21 protein-coding genes are annotated in these 20,245 nt (G+C 40.8%); 18 read left to right on the top strand and 3 right to left on the bottom strand.

The window, feature by feature from the left end; translation table 11 throughout:
• The first annotated feature begins 186 nt into the window (after positions 1–186).
• The 12 genes from AC1MBV_RS16120 (at position 187) to AC1MBV_RS16065 (ending at position 10,073) form a co-directional block, all read left to right on the top strand.
• Positions 187–846, top strand: a complete 660-nt coding sequence (locus tag AC1MBV_RS16120) for a TIGR01906 family membrane protein (protein ID WP_093672785.1) — start codon at positions 187–189, stop codon at positions 844–846.
• Between the two features lie 148 nt (positions 847–994).
• Entirely contained in the window at positions 995–1,702 is a 708-nt protein-coding gene (locus AC1MBV_RS16115; RefSeq protein ID WP_370646039.1) for a response regulator transcription factor, read from the top strand.
• Positions 1,699–3,108 carry a sensor histidine kinase gene (locus AC1MBV_RS16110; protein WP_093672789.1) on the top strand — a complete coding sequence of 470 codons (1,410 nt, stop codon included), beginning with the start codon at positions 1,699–1,701 and terminating at the stop codon, positions 3,106–3,108. The genes AC1MBV_RS16115 and AC1MBV_RS16110 overlap by 4 nt, the downstream gene beginning before the upstream one ends.
• Entirely contained in the window at positions 3,108–3,308 is a 201-nt protein-coding gene (locus AC1MBV_RS16105; RefSeq protein WP_010025837.1) for a hypothetical protein, read from the top strand. The genes AC1MBV_RS16110 and AC1MBV_RS16105 overlap by 1 nt, the downstream gene beginning before the upstream one ends.
• Positions 3,309–3,425: 117 nt before the next feature.
• Positions 3,426–3,617 (top strand): hypothetical protein, encoded by a 192-nt coding sequence (locus AC1MBV_RS16100; RefSeq protein WP_010025838.1) that lies wholly within the window; start codon positions 3,426–3,428, stop codon positions 3,615–3,617.
• Positions 3,618–3,646: 29 nt separating this feature from the next.
• The gene (locus AC1MBV_RS16095) at positions 3,647–3,811 is read left to right on the top strand and encodes a hypothetical protein (RefSeq protein WP_176557813.1); all 165 of its coding nucleotides are present in this window, start codon (positions 3,647–3,649) and stop codon (positions 3,809–3,811) included.
• A gap of 22 nt (positions 3,812–3,833) precedes the next feature.
• Positions 3,834–4,115: a DUF2933 domain-containing protein gene (locus AC1MBV_RS16090; protein ID WP_010025840.1), complete on the top strand. Its 282-nt coding sequence runs from the start codon at positions 3,834–3,836 to the stop codon at positions 4,113–4,115.
• A 134-nt stretch (positions 4,116–4,249) separates the two neighbouring features.
• Complete coding sequence (locus tag AC1MBV_RS16085) at positions 4,250–4,423, top strand: hypothetical protein (RefSeq protein WP_155217843.1); 174 nt, start codon at positions 4,250–4,252, stop codon at positions 4,421–4,423.
• A gap of 196 nt (positions 4,424–4,619) precedes the next feature.
• A complete protein-coding gene (ftsH, locus tag AC1MBV_RS16080) occupies positions 4,620–6,455 on the top strand; it encodes an ATP-dependent zinc metalloprotease FtsH (protein ID WP_093672791.1) in 1,836 nt (611 codons plus the stop codon).
• A gap of 400 nt (positions 6,456–6,855) precedes the next feature.
• Complete coding sequence (locus AC1MBV_RS16075) at positions 6,856–8,967, top strand: copper-translocating P-type ATPase (RefSeq protein WP_093672793.1); 2,112 nt, start codon at positions 6,856–6,858, stop codon at positions 8,965–8,967.
• Between the two features lie 19 nt (positions 8,968–8,986).
• Entirely contained in the window at positions 8,987–9,358 is a 372-nt protein-coding gene (locus AC1MBV_RS16070) for a cupredoxin domain-containing protein (protein ID WP_010026851.1), read from the top strand.
• Positions 9,359–9,419: 61 nt separating this feature from the next.
• Positions 9,420–10,073, top strand: a complete 654-nt coding sequence (locus AC1MBV_RS16065) for a methyltransferase family protein (protein ID WP_010027497.1) — start codon at positions 9,420–9,422, stop codon at positions 10,071–10,073.
• 281 nt (positions 10,074–10,354) lie between these two features.
• Here the strand turns inward: AC1MBV_RS16065 and AC1MBV_RS16060 are convergent, their stop codons facing one another.
• Both AC1MBV_RS16060 and AC1MBV_RS16055 read right to left on the bottom strand, forming a co-directional pair.
• The gene (locus tag AC1MBV_RS16060; protein WP_093672795.1) at positions 10,355–12,469 is read right to left on the bottom strand and encodes a heavy metal translocating P-type ATPase; all 2,115 of its coding nucleotides are present in this window, start codon (positions 12,467–12,469) and stop codon (positions 10,355–10,357) included.
• Complete coding sequence (locus tag AC1MBV_RS16055; RefSeq protein ID WP_093672797.1) at positions 12,462–12,836, bottom strand: ArsR/SmtB family transcription factor; 375 nt, start codon at positions 12,834–12,836, stop codon at positions 12,462–12,464. The genes AC1MBV_RS16060 and AC1MBV_RS16055 overlap by 8 nt, the downstream gene beginning before the upstream one ends.
• A 326-nt stretch (positions 12,837–13,162) precedes the next feature.
• On the opposite strand from AC1MBV_RS16055, the gene lgt reads away from it, so the two are divergent.
• The 6 genes from lgt (at position 13,163) to AC1MBV_RS16025 (ending at position 19,896) form a co-directional block, all read left to right on the top strand.
• A complete protein-coding gene (gene lgt, locus AC1MBV_RS16050; protein WP_093672799.1) occupies positions 13,163–13,948 on the top strand; it encodes a prolipoprotein diacylglyceryl transferase in 786 nt (261 codons plus the stop codon).
• A gap of 37 nt (positions 13,949–13,985) precedes the next feature.
• Positions 13,986–14,417, top strand: coding sequence for a hypothetical protein (locus tag AC1MBV_RS16045; RefSeq protein ID WP_177184748.1), 432 nt, complete (start codon positions 13,986–13,988; stop codon positions 14,415–14,417).
• 135 nt (positions 14,418–14,552) lie between these two features.
• A complete protein-coding gene (locus AC1MBV_RS16040) occupies positions 14,553–15,716 on the top strand; it encodes a geranylgeranyl reductase family protein (RefSeq protein WP_093672801.1) in 1,164 nt (387 codons plus the stop codon).
• A gap of 116 nt (positions 15,717–15,832) precedes the next feature.
• A complete protein-coding gene (gene merR, locus AC1MBV_RS16035) occupies positions 15,833–16,225 on the top strand; it encodes an Hg(II)-responsive transcriptional regulator (protein WP_010023125.1) in 393 nt (130 codons plus the stop codon).
• A gap of 20 nt (positions 16,226–16,245) precedes the next feature.
• Entirely contained in the window at positions 16,246–17,880 is a 1,635-nt protein-coding gene (merA, locus tag AC1MBV_RS16030) for a mercury(II) reductase (protein WP_010023127.1), read from the top strand.
• An 855-nt stretch (positions 17,881–18,735) separates the two neighbouring features.
• Complete coding sequence (locus AC1MBV_RS16025) at positions 18,736–19,896, top strand: murein hydrolase activator EnvC family protein (RefSeq protein ID WP_010024625.1); 1,161 nt, start codon at positions 18,736–18,738, stop codon at positions 19,894–19,896.
• Between the two features lie 25 nt (positions 19,897–19,921).
• Here AC1MBV_RS16025 and AC1MBV_RS16020 read toward each other — a convergent pair whose 3' ends face one another.
• Complete coding sequence (locus AC1MBV_RS16020) at positions 19,922–20,200, bottom strand: fructosamine kinase family protein (protein ID WP_255748373.1); 279 nt, start codon at positions 20,198–20,200, stop codon at positions 19,922–19,924.
• Between the last annotated feature and the right edge of the window lie 45 nt (positions 20,201–20,245).

Here is a 20,245-nt window from a genome sequence, read left to right as displayed (position 1 = left end):
CAATAAATTGATTACAAAACTACGGTTCGCTTTCAATTTAATGGTCGTCTATGAAATTCTGTTCAGGACTAAGCCGTAAAAGAGAGGCTTAGTCCTTTTCCTGACAGAAATACGAATCCACTATTTTTACACTTCTTTAGGCTTATGTGGTTCAGATCAAAATATTTCATATGGGTGTGTGTGCGGATGCATTTCAAAAAATCCAGTGTATTTCAGTCCCTGCTTGCCATCAATCTTGCGTTGTTTATTATTTTCCTGTCAATAGAGCTTGCTCTGCTCTTTAAACCTCTGTACTATTTCGATATTTGGTATCTTGGTATTGACAAGATCGCGGGTATCAACACAGCTAGAATTGTGGAAAACTATAATTACATGATTCAATATCTTTTCGATCCAAGGCCTCAATCCTTTAAGCTTCCATCCCTGCCTTACTCAGTTCGCGGACAAATTCATTTTGGGGATGTCAAAAGGATCTTCACTTCAATTGAGCTGCTCTTTATCATCACAGGTTTAGTTAGTGTGGCTGGCCTGTATTGCGGTATTAAGCATGGAATGATCAGTGTTCTGAAAAAAGCGTCTTTCATTCTTCTGTTCTTCATTATCGTTACTTTAACTGCTTTCACTTTAAACTTTGATGCATCCTTCACTTTGTTTCACAAGGCTTTTTTTAGAAATAATTACTGGCTGTTCGATCCGGTTACAGATCCTGTGATCACGATCCTCCCGGAAGCCTTTTTTCTACATGCCGCTTTATTTATTTTGATGTGGATTGTTATAGGCATGATTTTATTAAGTGTATGTCATAGGAAGTTATTAAAAAAGTGGAAAAATAAGTCCGTTTTCTAATCAAACAATCCATAGGAAGAGATCCAGTTTTTTTTTTTAAGTATCACTGGATTTAAAAAAGAAACTAGGATGTATGCTACGCATGATTTCAATTTGTTAATATATGTAATATGGAAAATTTGCTGTATGATGAGAGAAGGTGATGAGTATGAAGAAATTACAAGTCTTAATGGTGGATGATGACTGGAAGTTGCGCAATTTGCTACGCATCTACTTATCTAAAGAAGGTTTCAATACCGTTGAGGCAGCGGATGGCAATGAAGCGATGCTGAAAATTAAAAATCACTCCTTTGACTTGGTCATCCTTGACGTGATGATGCCCAATATGGATGGTTGGGAGGTGTGCCAGTCGATTCGGAAGACACAATCCGTTCCTATTCTGATGTTAACGGCTCTAGGTGAGACAAAAGAAAAGGTCCAGGGGCTGGAACTCGGGGCTGATGATTATCTGACAAAACCCTTTGATCCAGAGGAATTAATTGCCCGCGTTCATGCGCTGATTCGCCGCGCATCCTCGACCTCTACCGAAAAAACAAATAACGATGTGCTGAATTTTCCAGCACTAACGATTGATAGAGACGGACGCCAGGTTTTTGTTCATGATCAATCGGTGGATTTAACCCATAAAGAATTTGACCTTTTTGCTACGCTGGCCAAAAATAAAGGACGTGTTCTGTCTCGTGAACAGTTGATCGAACAAATATGGGGTTATGATTTTGAAGGGGATGCGCGGGTTGTCGATATCCACGTTAAAAATATCAGAGAGAAATTAAAGAGATCCGGATTAGTCTATAACCCGATTCAGACAAGTTGGGGAGTCGGTTATAAATTTGAGGCAGAGGTCGGAAAATCATGAGTATCAATCGAATCGGGCTGAAATTGGGCGCGGCTGTTATCGTACTGATGATTGTGATTCTCGTATCCTCCGGTCTTGCTGTTGATCGATTGTTCACAAATTTCTATGATGCTCAAATGAAGGACAATACACAGGAAATTGCTGCACACTTTGCAACCATGGCAGAATCCAATGATACTTCTTCACAATCAATGATTCGAGCTTTTGCTAAATTTTCAGATGTAAAGGTCTTCTGGTTGAATGATGAAGGAAGGATTTTGACGCTTCCACGGGAGAAACAGCCGAATCTGTCTTTTATACGGTCACGCGATACCCGGCGCCTGCTATCCGGTCATTCTGTAGCTTTTCAAAACCATGATGTTCATGGAAACCGATTTTATGTTGTAGGTAAACCCATACAAATAGGGGAAACGACTGGGTCTGCGATTTATATTGTCTCTTCCATGAAAAAAATAGACGATTCTTTGCAGAGACTTCGAAATTTGTTGGTGCTTTCTGGACTTGGCGCGTTTTTTCTCGCTTTAGGTATGATTCTTATCATGAGTAAACTGCTTTCTCGTCCACTGCTTCGAATGCAGCAAATGACCGATAAAATGGCAAAAGGAAACTGGGATACAAGACTTCAGGTCGGGAGTCGAGATGAAATCGGTATGCTCGGGCACTCCATTAATGATCTGGCTGCAAGTTTGCAAAGATATCGAGATACGCGGCGAGCGTTTTTCTCAAACATTTCACATGAACTTCGAACCCCAGTCACTTATCTTCAGGGTTATGCTAAAGTTCTGACAGATGGATTAGTTGATTCTGATAAAGAAAAAAAACAGTACCTTTCCATTATATATCAAGAATCCGTTCGTCTCGAACATTTGATTAATGACCTGTTTGACCTCTCGAAAATGGAGGAAGGACAGATCAAACTTAATATGGAATGGATGGATCTGAAGATAACCATAAAAACAGCTGTTCAGAAAGTTAAACTTAAAGCAGAAAGTAAACGACTAAGCTTACAGCTGGATTTACAAGATCAGGTTCCTCTTATTCGAGGAGATCGTAAACGGATGGAACAGGTGCTGTTAAATTTACTTGAGAATGCCATCCGTTATACGGAGAAGGGCAGCGTTCTTGTACGACTGACCGGGAAGAAAGAAGCAACTGTCCTTTCCGTATCAGACACAGGCATTGGTATTTCTAAAGAAGAGTTGCCTTATATCTTTGAACGATTTTATCGAGTGGAGAAATCACGTGCGCGTGAATACGGGGGGACTGGATTAGGCCTGTCTATCGTCAAAAAATACGTTGAAATGCAGGACGGAACGGTTCGAGTTGATAGCCAAATGGGCGTCGGGACTACTTTCACATTGATCTTTACTCATGAAAAAAAGCAGAGAAGGGACGGGATGAAATAATGAAGAAAATTGATTGGTTCTTTTCACTTTTTTTAATTATCGTTGGACTAACCTGCCTTCTCTTCTCAGCCAATGCTTTTGGTCATGAGAGTTTTCTTGCATTTGGGAGGATTTTTTTCAAAGTCTGCATGTGGGTCGCCTGCCCTGTGATCCTCTTTGGCAGCCTGTATTTATGGTTCCATTACAGGAACAAAGAGTAATATGTAAATCTTTTTTTATTTTTTCAACAATTACTCGCCTTCTACATGTTTTCCACACAGATTCCACACATTTCTTTCCTATAATCATTATTGAAGAATGAGAGGAGGAAGAAATCAATGGACTGGTCTTGGCTACTATTACTCGCTTGTCCCCTTATGATGCTCCCGATGATGTTTATGATGATGAAGGGAAATCATTCAGAAACGGATCATTCTGAACATCAAAAAAGCTCGAATGAATTGAACGACCTGAAAGAACAGAATAATCTTTTGCGGGAACAGCTTCAACAGCTTAAAAACAAGGATTAATAATCAAAGTTTACGAGGAGGAATTTTTTATGTCTTGTTGCGGAAATCACAATCATGAAGGTCATCAGTCTGAAAACCATCAACACAGCACACATCAGCATATTCATGAGAAACAGAATGAATTTGACGCGTTAAAAGAACAGAATGATCAGTTGCGGAAAGAACTTCAGCAGCTGAAAAGTAAACAAGCATAACGAGATTGAGGAGGGATTTTTGATGAATTGTTGCGGGAATCATGATCATAACAGTCAGGGTCACGAAAATCAAAATCAGGGAAATGAAAATCATAGTGCTCATGGAACTCATCAACACAATCATAACCTTATGATGGCAGTCTGCCTCATTATTCCAATAGCTGTGATCATTGGTCTGTTTTTCACAGGCGGATTTTCAGGATCAAATAGTTTGCTCATACTCGCGGCTGTACTTATTTGCCCGTTGATGCATCTGTTCATGATGCCGGCTATGATGAAGAAAGGTAATGGACATCATCATTGACTTGAAAAAAGTTTCAATTCGACTTTTCTTTATAGGGACGAAAACTCTATCGGGTTTTTCGTCTCTATTTAATAAGGATCTCATTAATCAGTGCAGATAATAAAACCAGTATGTAAAAAGAGGTGAAATGTAGATTGACAAAATCAAAAGATGAAAAAGCACAACCGGGGACTTTAGCTTGGCAAAAGCAAAAAATAAGAGAAGAATATGTTTGTCCCATTTTAGAAAAGGAAAATGAATCAATGAGAACACGGAGAGGATCTAAACGGAATCTTTTTAACAAAAGAACCGTTAGAACTGAATTTTAATCAGGTGTTGTTAAGCTGAACTCTGCAGATAAGAGTGAAGGGAATACTCTTATCGCTGTGACTTAGAGTTGCCACCGATGTGGCTTTACATAAAGAATTCACATCTCCATCAGATAATTAAATGATGAACGGTGAAAATTAGAGTGACTTTCACTTTTGAAATACAGGGTTCCTTATGCGTGAGTGGAGGAGACGGATGAAACGCGTCTATAGAAATATGATCATTTATGTCTTTATCGTTCTGGTTGTTGCAGGCGTGACCAAATGGCTGACCAGTCCAAACAACATTGTTGAACCGATGTCTTTCAGTACCTTTCAACAACATCTTGCCAAAGGGGATGTCAGAGAACTGACGCTTCAGCCGGATGGGAGTGTCTATACAGCAACAGGCCGCTTGAATAATGGAAAAAAGAATACGACATTTAGAGCCTATGTCCCGGCAAGTGAAAAGGAAATCAATCAAATTACTTCATTGGCTGAACAATCCAATTTGACTATTCAACCAGAAGCAAGTACACCTGGTTGGGTCGTATTTCTTACTTCACTGATCCCATTTGTTCTCATGTTCTTGCTGGTTTTCTTTCTCATGAATCGTACACGTGGTGGCGGCCAAATGATGAGCGTTGGTAAAAGTAAGGCTAAACTTTATAAAGAGGATAATCATAAAGTCACGTTTAAAGATGTGGCGGGTGCGGATGAAGAAAAGCAGGAATTAGTTGAGATTGTCGATTTTCTAAAAGAACCGAGAAAATTTATTGCTTTGGGTGCAAGAATACCAAAAGGGGTTTTACTTGAAGGACCACCGGGAACAGGGAAAACATTGCTGGCTCGTGCGGTTGCCGGAGAAGCGGGTGTTCCCTTCTTTTCAATCAGCGGCTCTGACTTTGTTGAAATGTTCGTGGGTGTCGGTGCTTCAAGGGTTCGTGATTTATTTGAACAGGCAAAAAAAAATTCACCTTGTATTATCTTTATTGACGAAATTGATGCTGTCGGACGCCAGCGAGGAGCCGGTCTGGGCGGAGGAAACGATGAACGGGAACAGACTTTGAATCAGCTGCTTGTTGAAATGGATGGTTTTGCGGCCGATGAAGGAATCATTATCATTGCGGCGACGAACAGGCCGGATATACTGGATCCCGCTTTGATGAGACCAGGCCGTTTTGATCGCCAAATTCCAGTTGGCCGTCCAGATCTGAATGGACGTGAGGCTGTACTTCGAGTTCATGCACGAAACAAACCGCTATCGAAAGATATTGATTTGAATACGGTAGCTAAGTTGACACCAGGATTTTCCGGAGCAGATTTAGAGAACTTGTTAAATGAAGCGGCACTGGTTGCTGCACGCGCCAACAAGATCGTCATTGATATGGAGGATATTGATGAAGCAGTTGAACGTGTCATAGCAGGGGTCGCAAAGAAATCACGTGTCATTTCCAAAAAAGAACAAAATATTGTTGCCTATCATGAATCAGGGCATACAATCATTGGTTTAGCTCTGGATGGTGCCGATGAAGTGCATAAAGTGACGATTATTCCACGTGGACAGGCAGGTGGGTACACTATTTCTTTGCCTAAAGAAGATCGCCATCTAATGACCAAACCGGAACTGTTGGAACAGATCACCGGCTTGCTTGGTGGTCGTGTGGCTGAAGAGATCACATTTGGTGAAGTATCTACAGGCGCTAGCAATGATTTTCAGAGGGCTACAAATATCGCAAGACGCATGGTGACTGAGTGGGGGATGAGTGAGAAGCTCGGTCCTTTGCAGTTTGGAAATAAAGGTAGTCAGCCCTTTCTTGGAATGATGCAAAATGAACAAAATATTAGTGACCAGGTTGCTTACGAAATTGACACCGAGGTGCAGCAAATCATTAAAAGACAATATGCACGTTGTAAGGAATTGCTAGTGGAACACGGTGATAAACTGGAACTGATCGCGCAAACCTTGCTGAAAGTTGAAACACTGGAAGCCGAACAAATTAAGGCATTGTATGAACGTGGAGAATATATCGAACCCAGAAATAATCGTTAAGGCGAGAAAATGTATTAAAATAGTATGTATTTTAAAAGTTCTTTAAGAAAATTACATTAAGATGGACGCTTCGTGAGAAACATAGTGATCCCAACGAAAAGTCAATATTTTTGATGAGGTTATAAATGAAAAAGGTTAAATTGGGCAGATGTCAATTGCTCAATTTAACCTTTTTTTAGATATTAACAGTTTCTACACGTTTTCAACTCAGAATCTACATGATTATCATTTAACATTACTTTATGCAAGAGGAAGTCCCATTGGATATAAAATACTTAAAATAGACACCATGAATGATGGTATAGCATAAGGGATATCTCTTACTAAGAAACAACAGTATAGAAAACAAACTGAGCATTAGATTTTCATTTATTAAATACTTTGGAGGGGAGAATTGAAAATGGAAGCTGAAAAAATACAGCACATGCATGAACATCAAGATCATGAGCATGGGATGATGACCGGTCACATCAAGCCAGAACAAGGTCAGCAAGGAGAATCAACTGAGGAATTAGAATATCGGTCGCTAATGAAGAAATGGTGGCTGGCAGCTACTGTATCTGTTCCTGTTATTTTAGTTTCTTACCCTAATTTATTTCCTGGGTTACGTGAGCTGCTTCCGATGGGAAGCCAGCAACTGTGGTGGGCCAGGTTAATCATGGGAATACTCGCCTTGTTCGTCGTGATCCGAAGCGGTGGTCAATTCTTCGTTGGCACCTGGGAAGGCTTGAAACAGCGCTCCGCCAATATGAACACGCTGATCGCAACCGGTGTTTCGGCGGCGTGGCTCTATTCTCTGGTCGCCCTGTTCTGGCCGCAAATTTTTCCGAGACCTGAAATGGCTGATGTCTACTATGATGTCACTACAGTTGTCACGGCGCTTGTTGTTCTTGGATCGGCGCTGGAAGTAAAAGCTAAAGGACGTTCATCCGAAGCCATTAATAAACTGGTTGCCCTTCAGCCTCAGACAGCCAACGTTGTCAGGGATGGAAAAGAAGTCAAGGTACCGTTAGAGGAAATAAATATCGGTGATCAAATTATTGTCCGTCCCGGTGAAAAGGTCGCCATAGACGGAACCGTTGTCTCAGGAAGTTCAGCTATTGATGAGTCGATGCTGACCGGAGAATCTATACCTGTGGAAAAGAATGAAGGCGATGAAGTTTTCGGAGGGACGCTGAATAAAACAGGAAGTTTTACATTCAAAGTAACCAAAGAACAAAAGGACTCGGCATTAGCCAATATTGTGGAAATGGTGAAGCAGGCCCAGGGATCGCGTATTCCCGTTCAGAAAGTTGTCGATCAGATTTCGTCAATCTTCACTCCGGGTGTCATTATTGCGGCCATACTCGGCTATATCGTCTGGTATGATTTCGGGCCGCAGCCGGGATGGGTATATGCGTTGATTGTTGCAGTGACGACCTTAATTATTGCCTGCCCATGCGCGCTGGGAATGGCAACACCGATGTCCCTGACGACCGGTATTGGAAAAGGAGCGGAAAACGGGATATTAATCCGCTCCGGAGAAGCGCTGCAAATCGCACAGAAACTAAGGACGATCGTCATGGATAAAACCGGCACGATAACGGAAGGAAAGCCTTCACTGACGGATATCGTTCCCCTTGGAAAATTTACTGAGGAAGAACTCCTTCTCATCAGCGCTTCGGTTGAGCAGGGATCCGAACATCCGCTGGCATCCGCTATTGTGGAAAAGGCTAAGGAGAAAGGGTTGACGCCTGTTAAGAGTGAGGGCTTCAATGCGATTCCGGGACATGGAGTTGAAGGAACGGTCGATGGAAAAATGATCTATTTCGGTAATTTAAAACTGATGAAGGAAAAAGGGATTCCTCTGGACGGCTTTAACTCTTATGCTGCCTCGATGGCCGATCAGGGAAAGACGCCGATGTTCCTGGCGATCAATGGGGAAGCCGGTGGCATCGTTGCGGTTGCCGATATCGTCAAGAAGGACTCGCTTTCCGTTATTCATGAATTGAAATCAATGGGCCTGGAAGTCGTGATGATTACCGGGGACAACGAGCGAACGGCCCGCGCGATCGCCAAACAGGTGGGCATTGATCAGGTCCTGGCGGAGGTCCTTCCTCAGCATAAGGCGGAAAATGTCCGCAGGCTTCAGGAAGAAGGGAAGAAAGTGGCGATGGTCGGCGACGGCATTAACGATGCACCGGCACTCACACAGGCCGATGTCGGTATTGCCATTGGAACCGGAACGGATGTCGCCATTGAAGCAAGTGATATCACACTCATTTCCGGGAGCCTGGAGGGGGTTGTTAGGGCTATTAGAGTCAGCCGAGCCACGATGAAAAACATCTACGAAGGTTTATTCGGCGCCTTTATTTACAATGCAATCGGTATTCCCATTGCCTTGGGTGTGCTCTATCCCTTCACGGGCATCCTGTTATCGCCGCTGGTTGCCGCAGCAGCCATGGCGTTCAGTTCTTTAACTGTTGTCCTGAACGCGAACCGTTTGAAACAATTGAAACTTAAATTTAATTAAAGAGGGGAGAATGATTCAAATGAATTGGTTTGTTACAGTTGTTGGACTGTTATTAATTGGTGTGATCGCCTGGTACTTCTGGGGACCGAAAAAAGGAGGAAGCCTTGCGGAAACGAATGCTTCCGGTTTTCAGGAGGCTAAGATCCTGGTTAAAAACGGCTATAATCCGTCCCGTATTGTTGTCCAGAGCGGGAAACCGGTTCGATTTGAGTTTACCCGTATAGAGACAGGAGCCTGTGACGGAATGGTTATTTTTCCTGGATTTGAGAAAAGCGCGACGCTGCCGGCTGGAGAAAAGGTTATTGTTGATCTCCCTCCCATGAAAACAGGATCCTATGACTTTACCTGCCAGATGGGGATGTTCAGAGGAAAGATTATTGTGAAAAACTAAAAAAATAAAACAAGAAACAATGAGCTGGTTTATAGATTATTTATGAAGAGGAGATTTGCTCATGCCTGATGGAAAATACGCGTACGGTCTATGGGGTGCTGTCCTATTCAACATCGTTTTCTTCGGACTGTTTGCTTACTCCGTGTTTAAACCGACGACAAAACGGGACTGGAGAACTTTGGGGGCATTTACAGGGTTTATGGTCGCTTTGTTCAGCGAAATGTTTGGTTATCCCCTGACCATCTATATCCTGACATCTATCCTTGGGAAGAATTATCCAGTTCTTGATCCGTTCAATCATATTAATGGTCATCTATGGGTGGCAGTAGCAGGAGGATCTCCGATTTTATTTGATATTCTTCACCCTTTAAGCAATGTGTTTATTTTTGGCGGATTGATTATTATCGGGATTGGTTGGAGAAAAATACATTCAGGGGAAGGAAAATTAGTCACGGATGGGATCTACCGATTTATTCGCCATCCTCAATACACCGGTTTCGGAGTGGCAATTATCGGTTTTCTGATTCAATGGCCAACGTTAATTACACTCATTATGGCGCCTACTTTACTGATTATGTACAGGAAACTGGCAAAAAGAGAAGAACAGAACATGATTCAAGAGTTTGGTGAGGAATATCTCGAGTATATGAAAAAGGTACCTAGATTCGTTCCAAAGATACATTTAACTAATTTCACAAAGAAGGAAACAAATTAAAAGAAACTGACAGATGATCCTTTTACTATTTATACATGGATTCTTTTAATCATTAATTTTAGTGTGGTAGATTACTCACTCTCTGTGTTCCTCCGTGATTAATTTGAGAAAACATTAAAACATTGAACAAACAATGATGGTAACCGGACCGCTTCACATAATCGACCAAACTTATCTGTGTATCAATGCTGTTCCAAAACGTACTAACTTACACATCCCCCCATCTTCCATAATCAGCACTAAAACCTTCGCCAATCAAGCGAAGGTTTTGTCTTTGATTTTTACTCTTTAACTTTCGCGAGTCGTAAACTGTTCAATGTGACAATTATTGTAGCTCCCACATCAGCTAAAATAGCAATCCATAGTGTTAGCCACCCTGGGAAAATAAGCAATATAGAAATAGCTTTAATAGCTAGTGAGAACGTGACGTTTTGTTTAATAATCGCCAAAGCTTTACGGCTCAATTTTATTGTGTAGGGCAATTTTGTTAAATCATCAGACATAAGGGCAATGTCGGCTGTCTCTAAAGCTGTATCTGTTCCAGCACCCCCCATAGCAATACCCACAGTGGCTTCTGCCAATGCTGGGGCATCGTTCACCCCATCACCAACCATTGCAACCTTTTGCTTCCCACGATAGGACTTAATATAATTTAGCTTTTCTTCCGGTAGCAATTCTGCTTGAATATCAGAAACACCGACTTCTTTTCCTATTGTCTCGGCTGTACTTTTGTTGTCCCCTGTTAACATTACAGTTTGTTCAATACCGGACTGATGAAGTTTTTGGATAACATTCTTCGCTGAATCTCTTAGCTTATCAGCCACAGCGATAAGGGCAAGAATATCTCCGTCCGTTCCAAAAACCATTACTGTTTTCCCTTGCTTTTGAAGGGTTACAATCTGATTATGAATAGCTTTTTTAATCCCATTAGAAAGTGTTTCTTCAAAAAGGTTCGGGCTTCCCACATAGTACATGTTCTGGTTAATTCTAGCCTTGACACCTTTACCAGTAATGGATTGAAAGTCCTCAATCTCAATATCGTTAAATTTCAGCCTTTCTTCCTCAGCCTTCCTAACAATGGCTGAGGCGAGTGGGTGCTGAGATCCTTTTTCAAGAGCCGCTGTTAAGGTTATGATATCTTGTTCGTTTTTATTAAAAGTTACAACGTCTGTAACCTCTGGAATCCCTCTTGTTAATGTACCGGTTTTATCAAAGGCAATAACCTTGAGGGAGCCAGCTTCTTCTAGGTGAACTCCTCCTTTGATAATTACACCGTTTTTGGCAGCATTTCCTATCGATGTGACAATAGCTACGGGTGTAGAAATGATCAGAGCACACGGGCAACCGACAACCAGCAAGGCTAACCCTCGATAGATCCAATCTCCCCAAGAATCTCCCATGAATAAAGGAGGAATCACGGACAACAGGACAGCGAAAATAATAATCGCTGGCGTATAGACTTTTGCAAAACGATCAACAAACGTCTGAGAAGGTGCTTTTTCTGCTTGAGATTCTTCAACTAAATGAATAATTTTAGAAAGAGTTGTATCTTCAACTCTTTTTGTAACTTTGACCTCCAACAAACCTTCTTCATTTAATGTCCCAGCAAAGACTTCGTCATTAATGGTTTTTGTTACTGGTACTGACTCGCCAGTAATAGCGGCTTGATTTAGAGTCGATGTTCCATTAGTCACAACTCCGTCCATAGCCAATTTTTGCCCTGGTTTCACAATCATTGTGTCACCAACCTGAACATCTACAACAGGGACCATCAATTCTTGACCGTTCCGACGAATCAATGTTTCTTTTGGTGCAATTTTCATTAACGATTGAATAGATTGTCTCGCTTTATCTGCTGAATAACTTTCTAACGCTTCACTAATCGCAAAGAGAATAACAACCGTTGCTCCTTCTTCCCATTTACCTATCGCGGCCGCTCCTATAATAGCAATCGTCATAAGAGTGTCCATATCAAAGTCAAGCCGAATCAGATTTTTAAAACCTTCAATGAATAACGAGTAGCCACCGATGATAATAGCCGCTAAAAATCCGATGGTAGGAATCAGACTCAGCTCTCCGTATTGAGTCCCAATAATCCAACTGATTATCAATAGAAAGGCTGAAATGTAGACTTTAAAATTTTCTTTTTGCTTCCAAAATGGTACATGTTCAACAGTTTGTTCTGCTTCATCCCTGACTTTTAATTTTTCAAACGCTCCTGCTTTTTCTAACGCTTCAATGGTTGTGTTTCCAGTAACCATAATCTTAGAAGCGCCAAAATTCACTTTAGCTTCAATCACTCCATCTAACCGCTTTACATTTTTTTCAAACTTGTTCGCGCATTCCATGCAGTCAAACCCTTGAACTCGATATGACTTGACTTGTTGTTCAGACATGAGTTTTCTCCTCTTTTCTGTGCGTCATTGCAATAGAAATTAATTGTTTGATGTGTTCATCATCAAGCGAATAAAATGCCATTTTTCCGTCCTTTCGATATTTTACAAGACCTTGCTTACGGAGAGTGCGTAGGTGATGTGAAGCCGTTGCTATGGAAGAACCAATAATGTTTGCAACGTCACAAACACATAGCTCCTTATCTTGACATAAGGCAAAGACTATTTTTGACCTATTTTCATCAGCAAGCGCTTTGAACAATCGAACAACGCGAGATAGCCCATCATTTTCATTTTTTAAAAGGCCTTGTATGCGATTGACCTTTTCTTCGTCATAGCAATAAATTTCACATGTATCTTTTTCGACCACTAATAGCGACCTCCTTATCATTCAAATATTCATTTGATTATATTATACATCATTTCTTATTTTATTCAAATGTACATTTGAATAAATTTTTTTAGTGTGCTAGAGATGTCAATTATGTGCCATTAACTACAGAAAAATAAGATGATAAAAGATAGATGACTTTTTTTCCTTTGGTCAATCTCCATGACCTTCTTCATTGATATGCATCACCAAAAATTTTTCTATAATCATAACCGAAGTTTATCGTTTCCACATCGTTTCCACACATTTTTGCAATAGGATTCAACTTATAAAGTGATTATTTTTATTAAAAGGGAGGAAGGTTCATGTGGTTTCCAGGACCTGTTTTATTTAGAATCGGACCGATTCCAATTAATACGTTGGGTGCTTCGGTAGCTCTGGCAACGCTCTTTGGTTTATGGTTGATAAATCGTGAGGCCAAGAGGCAAGGTATTCAAGCGGATTACATGGTGGAATTCGCTATTTATTGTGTATTGGGTGGTGTTCTTGGAGCAAGATTGTGGTTTGTTCTCTTCAAATGGCCGTATTACGCTGCTCATCCAGCAGAAATTTTTATGGTTTGGATGGGGGGACTGGCAATACAAGGTGGCATTCTCGGCGGTACTTTAGTAGGAATCTGGCTCGCTAAGAAGCATAAATTGCCAGTTTGGCAGGTAGCCGATATCGTGGCACCAGCGTTAATACTCGGAATGGCGATTGGTCGGATCTCAGATTTTCTTACCGGTGACGCTTATGGTATTCCAAGCGATTCCATCTTAGCTGTTTCCTATCCCCCGGGAACATTTGTCTACAACATCTTTGGTAGCACGCCGGTCCTGCCGATGCCCTTATTTGAGGCCATCGGTGATTTGATCATCTTTGGCTTTTTGCTATTGATTAAATATAGAAAACCATTCCAAGGGTTTCTATTCCTTCAGATGTTAGCACTTTACTCAACATTGAGATTTACTTTAGAGTTCTGGAGAGGAGACAGCCTAAGGACATTACTTAATCTAAAAGTCGCTCAATTGACGGCTTTGGCAACGATTATCTTAGCAATCGGTTTTATGATCGGACGCTATAGACAAATGAAAGCCGCTCATCGAGAGTAACAAAGAAAATTAGAAAATAAAGAAAAGGAGAAGCGGCATGAGGAACAGAAAATCTGGATCAGTTTCAACAAATAAAAAGTCAAATCGAGGGAAAACCTTACTAAAAACCATAGGTTCAGTCCTTTTCGCCATTATTGCTACATCTCATCACTGGCTGCATATACTATTGATTTCTGTCGGCTTAACGTCGATTGGGGCAGTTTTATTTAATATGCCTCCCCTTTTAAAAGTCATCCTGTTGATCATTTCTCTGATCATTTCAATCCGGTTTATTTTCGTAGCGAAACACAAATGGAGACATGAACGCCCGGTCGCATGGGTTTATGCCATCTCTTCAATTCTATCGATCGTGATTGTATTGTCTGCTGTACCGCAGACAATCAACGCAATCATTCAGCCACCTTCAAATACACAGAATCCTGGCAGTATAAACACGCATGACCATAATCATAGTGATATGAATAAATAGTGGTGAAATGATTTTTAGCAAATGACAGATAGACATGGGGTGATTTTCTATTTTTATGAGGAATGTCCGTATTTTCACAATGTGAGAATTGCATCAGTCTCTAAAAGATTGAATGCTAAAAGGTTGGGAAACAAAATGGATTCAAAAATTTATGATGTGATTATTGTCGGAGCAGGTCCTGGTGGCAGTTCACTGGCAGCAAAGCTTGCTGAAGCAGGGCTTCATGTTTTAATTTTAGAGAAGCAAAGTTTTCCGCGTTATAAAGTATGTGGAGGCGGGATTACCAAGAGAGCCCTCCTGAAAATGCCGACTGCTATCACACCGATTATTCGAGATCAGATCACTTCATTTGTCACGGTGGAAGGTAATCATGACATTCAGGAGTTTAAACATAAAACGCCGTTTATTTATATGGTTATGAGAGACGAATTGGATCAACTACTGGCGAAACATGCCGTTGACTGTGGTGTAGAACTGAAAGAGGATTCCTTCGTTAAAAAAGTGGTCGAGTGTGGTGGAGGGGTCGAGGTCTTCACAAGGGATGAGAAATATTCAGGACGGTATTTGGTTGGAGCCGATGGCGTAAACAGTATCGTTGCGAAACAGGTGGGGTTAATGTCGGAACGAAGGAAAGCTCTGGCATTGGAATATGAATTCAGATGTGACCAGGCAACAAACGCAAAATATAAAAACAAGTTTATCATTGATTATACCAGTGTACCTGACGGATATATATGGATATTTCCGAAAAATGGAATTTTATCGGCAGGCATCGGTTCTTACTCGTTAAGTCGGAAATTGATGTCGAAATATTTGCTTTCATTTCTGGACCATCAGGAAATGAGTGGAGATCTGCTGAGCGCGAAGGGATCTTTTTTGTCTGCTGGCGGTACCCGGCAGCCAATCATGACGCAACGAACAGCATTAATCGGAGACGCAGCCGGACTGGTCGATTCATTTGCCGGAGAGGGCATCTACTATGCTTTGTGGAGTGCTGAATTACTTTCTGACCATTTAATAAAGTCGATCAGGGATAGATATAGTGAAGCATTCTTAACCTATCAAAGAGATGTTGATCTGACAATCATGCCCGAACTCAGTACATTGGATCAGTTTGGCCGGAAATTTTACAAAAATCCGAAATTGATGCAAAAGATTGTTTCTCGTTTTCCTAAGTTATTAAGCTTAGTTTTTGATGTATTAGAAGGAAAAAGAGATTATAGCAAACTGTACAAGAAATTCAATATAGTAAAATCGTACGGCCATTTTTTGAATCTGAAAAGCTCTATTTTCACTTGAGTCCATTCTAAAAGACCAATTAATGATATTACCGTCATGATACGGAGTTATGTTTAGGAATAAAGGTTGACCCTGTACTTTGGTACAGGGTTTATATTGTATATGAGGTGAAACAAATGGGGTTACGAATCGGACAGCTGGCCAGCCGAACTTACGTCAACAAAGAAACGATCCGGTACTATGAACGGCTGGGGCTAATTCCAATTCCCTCTCGTACAGCGAAAGGATACCGTATCTATAAGGCTCAAACAGTGGACCGAGTGAATTTTATTAAAAAGTTGAAGAGATTAGGATTTACATTGAATGAAATTGACAAGTTGTTAGGCGTTGTTGACCGCAATGAAGTGAAGTGCAGAGATATATATGATTTTACCGTTAACAAGATTGGTGAGATACAGCATAAAATCGAGGAATTAAACAAACTTGAAAAGATGCTTGTCGATCTGAAAAAAAGATGTCCTGAGAATAAAGAGATTTATGAGTGCCCCATTATTGAATCCTTAATGTGAGAATACGAGGAGGAAATCATATGATAACGTATCGAATGACTGTTCAGGGGATGACTTGTGCCGGGTGTGAAGACCATGTGGCAAGTACTCTGGAACATATTGGTGCAAGAAACATTAAGGTTAATTATCAACGTGGGGAAGCTCTTTTTGGGCTCCCGGTTAGTATTAAAAAGGAGACTGTGGAACGGGCAATAGTTGAAGCACACTATCAACCTGTAAATTTTATGCAGATCCAATCAGAAGGAGATTCTGATAAAGAAGACGACTACGATTACATTATTATTGGCTCTGGCGGTGCGGCTTTTGCTTCAGCCATTAAAGCCAGAGAGTATGGCGCCAGAGTGGCAATGATTGAACGAGGTATAGTTGGCGGTACCTGTGTTAATATCGGCTGTGTTCCTTCTAAGACCTTGCTCAGAGCCGGGGAAATTAATAACCAGGCAAAAAATCATCCATTCAAGGGATTGCACACTTCAGCAGCTGAAGCTGATTTAGCGCAACTGGTTGAGCAAAAAAATGAATTGGTTGAAACATTACGGATCCAAAAGTATGAAAATTTAATTGGAACTTATGGTTTTGAACTTATTAAAGGAGAGGCAAAGTTTGTCAATGAAAAAACGATCGAAGTGAATGGCAGACAACTGACGGGAAAGCGTTTTTTAATCGCCACCGGTGCTTCACCGCTCATACCCGATATTCCCGGACTAAATCATGTGGATTTCTTAACCAGCACAACTTTACTTGAACTGAAAAAGATCCCGAAACGTCTTGCGGTCATCGGTTCCGGTTATGTAGGTTTTGAATTAGGTCAGCTTTTTCATCATTTAGGTACGGAAGTAACATTGATGCAGCAGAGCAATCAATTATTAAAAAAATATGATCCGGAAATATCGGAAACCATAACACGAGCTTTAACACAACAAGGTATTCATTTTATTACCGGAATAAAATTCAAGCGTATCGAACAAGACGGGCAGATAAAGAAAGTCCATATAAAGACTGAGGGTAAGGAACAAGTTATTGAAGCAGAGCAGTTGCTTGTCGCAACAGGACGCAAACCGAACACAGCAAACTTAAATCTGTATTCAGCAAACGTTAAGGTCGGTACCCGGGGTGAAGTCCTCATTGATGAATTTTCCAGAACGACCAATCCACGTATTTATGCAGCTGGGGATGTCACGCTCGGCCCGCAATTCGTCTATGTCGCTGCTTATCAAGGCGGTCTTGCTGCAGACAATGCCGTCGGAGGACTTGGTCAAAAAACCGACTTAGACTTTGTACCGAGCGTTATGTTTACAACTCCATCAACTGCCATGGTTGGATTAACGGAAGAGCAGGCAATAAAAAAAGGCCTTAAGGTAAAAACGTCTGTTCTGCCTTTAAGTACCGTGCCCAGAGCAATCGTTAATCGAGAGACGACTGGTGTCTTTAAATTAGTGGCAGAAGCAAAGACACTCAAGGTCTTGGGCGTCCATATTGTTGCTGAAAATGCGGGAGACGTGATCTATGCTGCGACATTAGCCGTAAAGTTTGGGATGACTGTGGAAGATCTTCAAGATACCCTCACGCCTTATCTCACTATGGCCGAAGGCTTAAGGTTAGCAGCACTCACATTTGACAAAGATATATCTACACTTTCTTGTTGTGCAGGATAACAATGTTAATAATAAAGAAACAAATTAAAGCCGATTTCCCATTTTTCCTTAAAAATGGGAAATCGGCTTTTTCTCATAATTTAAAAAAGTATAACCCCGATGACGATCTGCTTCAAATCAGGATGATGCTGTTTACTGTAGCCATACGTAATGGCAGGTGTCCCGTCCGCCCCATCTGGCGAAGTGTAGCTGCCCTAAAACAAATAGGATGTGGTATCGCTGCGGACACCGGACACCGGGAGACCCGGTTTCTGATAGGCGGAAAGAGACAGGGGTGGAATACACACGCCAGGGGCCGGCCTCGTGCAGGTGATCCAACGCTCGACCGAACGCCGAGAGAGGCTTTCGAACGGATCTCATCCCAATCCGGCAGATGATTGATCGTTTCATTAAATTGGTTTTCTCACAAATCACGGAAATCAACTGAGAAGCACCCACCGACAGGGTGAGCACCTGATCTGTTTCCATGACTTTTTGCCATTTCCGAATATTCATGAACAGCTCTTTCCTTCATATTTATTCCTCAATTTATTTCTATCAATCATCGTATTTAGTGATGTTCATCAACATGTTCTAAATCTTACAACATAATTTGTTTCTACATAGTTTCCACACAAAATCCACACATTTATTGATTATCATTATTTTAATAACTAAACCACATTATAGAGAAATTGAGGAGGTTTCAGATAAAAAAATAAATCGCGATTAATTAATTAAACGAAATAATATTGAGATCGAAACATGTCGAAATTTGTCATATTGAACTGTTACGATATGATTAATGGCTCTAGCGGGGGTCTTTCACCTTAAAACTCCAAAGAAAAGAAAAGAAGCTAAAGGGGAAAGATAGTAGTGAAAAGAAAATATTTACGCACAACAATGATCTTGGGTACAGCGTTTTTGTTGATAACGAGTTATACGGAGAGCTACGCACACGCCACTTCAGAACGTCAATTCAATACGAAACAAAGCTTATCTTCTGAGCAACAGTTGTCGAAGAATGATAGACAACAAGATGTAGCGATAAATAGAATTAAATCATCCGAAAAGCAGATTGAGAAGATAAAAAGAAGTGTAGCAGATAAACAATCTAAACTGGTTGAAAGTGAAGCAATATCCGAATCGATGAAAGATCAGATTGATCGGCTTACCAAACAGATCAGTATTAGGGATAAATTATTAAAAGAACGGATACGTTCCATTTACATAAATGGAGGGGCAATCAGTTATCTTGATGTTCTTCTTGGTGCAGATAGTTTTGGAAATTTTCTGGATCGATTATTCGCCTTGAAATTGATTACTGAAACAGATAACAAAATACTGACTGCTCAAGAGAAAGATAAGAAGGATCAAGTATCAAAACAAAAGATACTAAAACAAGAACTGATAAATCTGAAAAATGGATTGGCAGATCTAAAAAAATTAGAAAATGATCTACTTCAGAAACAGAAAGATCAAAAAAATGAGTTAGCGTTATTAAGAAAAGAAGCATCCAAAATTAAAGAAAAGTCAATGGATAAGAAGGAAGAAAAGGACATTGTAAAGGCTCAAACGAGTTCAGCAGAAAATAGAGCATCGACTTTATCATTAAAAAAGTTATCGTTAAACAAATCAGATTTTATTAATCCTACTCAGGGTTATATCTCATCTGGGTTTGGTAATCGGTCATTTGATAACAGCTTTCATCCAGGAATTGATATAGCTAACAGTGAGGGAACACCAGTTAAGGCTGCAGCTGACGGAGTAGTTTTCAGAGCGTATCAATCTTCAAGTTATGGAAATACGGTAATGGTTTCCCATCAAATTGATGGAAAATTGTATACGACGGTCTATGCTCACCTAAACGCTTATAATGTATCTACAGGTGAACGAGTGACTCAGGGACAAGTGATTGGCGGAATGGGTAATACAGGCGAATCATTTGGGTCTCATCTGCATTTTGAATTGTATATAGGCCCTTGGACTCCACCACCACATAAAGGGGCAGTTAATCCAGTGAGCTATATTCAATAAAAGCCGTTTGAATTTCGATTAGATTTTAGTAGAATACAATTATAAAATCAGGTATAGAATAAAAAATTTTTATACTAAGCTTGTTGGCAATTACTCGAGGAGCCTGAATGCCGGCTTCTTTAAAGGCACTTAAACCGGCAATTTCACCTGCGTAGAAGCTTTGCGGTTGATTCGGCTGGATGAGAAGAAAATAGCTTTCCTTGCCGGTATCGATTCGGTAGGCTTGATTGACATCGCCTCCGCCAACACGCGTTACCTGTCTTACATCCTCCAGCGGCAAATGATTTATCCAGTCACTGACCATCTTGTTTCCTCCTCATTGTCAATTGCTTTACTCTAATTATAGAAG

The organism is Sporolactobacillus sp. PKPK-6 (assembly GCF_056678885.1).
This window is presented reverse-complemented; position numbering and strand designations above follow the sequence as displayed.